This window comes from Polaribacter sp. 20A6 (assembly GCF_011378915.1).
In the GTDB taxonomy this organism is placed as follows: Bacteria; Bacteroidota; Bacteroidia; order Flavobacteriales; family Flavobacteriaceae; genus Polaribacter; species Polaribacter sejongensis.
Map to the genome: position 1 here is coordinate 1 of NZ_WTPZ01000023.1, position 2,020 is coordinate 2,020.

Genomic DNA, 2,020 nt, shown 5'->3' on the forward strand with positions numbered 1-2,020 from the left:
CAACGTTGTTGTATAAGCTTTGTTGCGTTGTTTAAGCAGTGAATTTAGTAAATAAAACACGAACGGCGAAATTCCGGAGGAATTTCCTAAGTGAGCTAAAACCAGCAATAAAGTTTATACGGTGTTGTGCGTAGGTTTTTTTCATTCCGCTTTTTTCAATTTTATTTCACTTGGATTTTCGGGCAATCCAATTAGTTTGTTTTCGTAAAAATACATTTCAAATATTTCACCAGATTTTCCATATATTAATATTATACTATCTCCTCTCTTTTCATTCATTCCCATCTCGATAATTTTCAGAGAATCTTTAGAGTTCGGTTTCAATTCATAAATTCCATAAACATTCGGATTTTTGTCGATGCTTAATCTAAAGTTTCTGTTCTCAATTTTAAAAGTAAATTCAGAAGTCGAGTAGGGGTTATTCTCAATCCAAGAAGTCCAGAAAAATGAAAATATCCAATAACATATAAATGAATTAACAAAAAATAAAATCGAAAGTCTTTTTTTAATGAAAAGTGCCAAAATTCCAATTATAATATTCATTCCGAATATTTCAAGTTTATGAGATTCAACACTAACAGACATTGAAGGATAAGGTTTGATATTTCCAACCCAATTTTTCATTAGAAATATGTCAATCAGTAAAATCAGAATTCCAATTCCGATTAATATTTTTGTTTCAGATTTCTTTATTTTCAAGTTTAAATTCTTTTTCGATTTTAAATATTAAAACACTAAATGCAAGTAGGGTTTTAGTTGGTCTGTTAACTTACGCACAACGTTGTTGTGTATTGAAAGTTGCGTTTTAAGTGAACGGCTATTTTCCGAAGGAAAATTGTAGTTCACAAAAATGCAACTACTTTTAATTAAGGACTAATATAGCAATTTTTAATACACGGTGTTGTGCCCTGTTATTTTATTCTATAGATTGTTTTATTTTTTTCTCCTATTTTTTCAAATAAATTTAACTCTGTACCTTTTTTTAAATCTCGACTTGCGGTTGCAGAAGAAATGTCTTTAAATATATCCATATAATTTTTTCTAGTAAACTGAATTTTATTTAAAGAAACAAAATATTCTAATCTGTCTTTTTCGTTTAACGTTCTATTATTAAAATTTAATAATTCACTTATTGAAATATCAATTACTCCTAACATATATTCAATAAACTTTGTTGATTTTCCAGATTTATCACTTTCAGCTAAAGCTTTGTAGTATTTTTCTTGATCGTTACTAATTAAAGTTTCAAAAGGCAAAAACTCAAATATTGGATATTTTTCCATTAATATTAAAGTTTGCCATAACCTTCCCATTCTTCCATTACCATCTAAAAATGGATGTATGAATTCCATTTCATAATGGAAAACACAACTTTTAATTAATTCAATTTCGTCTGACTTTTTCAAATATTCAAAAAGATCTTTCATTAAATAAGGAAGGTTTCCAAATGGAGGAGCTACGTGTTCTACTTTAGAACCTTTTACAATACCAACACTTTGTTTCCTATATTTCCCTGCACCTTCAATAAGGTCTTTCATTAAGTTTTTATGTGCTTTTAAAAAAGACTTTTCATTAGATGGTTTATAAATATCTAAATTTTCGTAGATTTCTATGGCATTTAATACTTCAAGTACATCTTTTTTTGGACCAATAACTCTTTTATTTTCAAGAAGTGCTGTTATTTGTTCTTCGGTAAGTGTATTACCTTCAATTCTTAAAGACGAATGAATAGTTTTAATTCTATTTTGTTTCCTTAATTTCGGAGAAGGTTTATTTAATAAATTGGCATTTACTTCACCTATTTTTTCTGAAATAGAAGTTATTAATTTTAAAATAGAAGAAGTTATTTCGTAAGGTGGTTTCATGGTTGATACTATCATTTGATATTATCAAAGATACAATCATTTAACTATACTTATTGAATGAAACGGAATTTTTTAATTGGGCACAACGTTGTTGTGTTATGGAAAGTTGCGTTTAAAGTGAACGGCTATTTTCCGCAGGAAAATTGATGTTCACA

The 2,020-nt window shown here is 27.8% G+C and carries 2 protein-coding genes; both read right to left on the reverse strand.

What is annotated here, in order from left to right; all coding sequences use genetic code 11:
- Positions 1-141 precede the first annotated feature (141 nt).
- Positions 142-699 (reverse strand): hypothetical protein, encoded by a 558-nt coding sequence (locus GQS57_RS18175; protein WP_165734393.1) that lies wholly within the window; start codon positions 697-699, stop codon positions 142-144.
- Between the two features lie 212 nt (positions 700-911).
- Entirely contained in the window at positions 912-1,865 is a 954-nt protein-coding gene (locus tag GQS57_RS18180) for a Fic family protein (protein ID WP_165734394.1), read from the reverse strand.
- Positions 1,866-2,020: the final 155 nt, after the last annotated feature.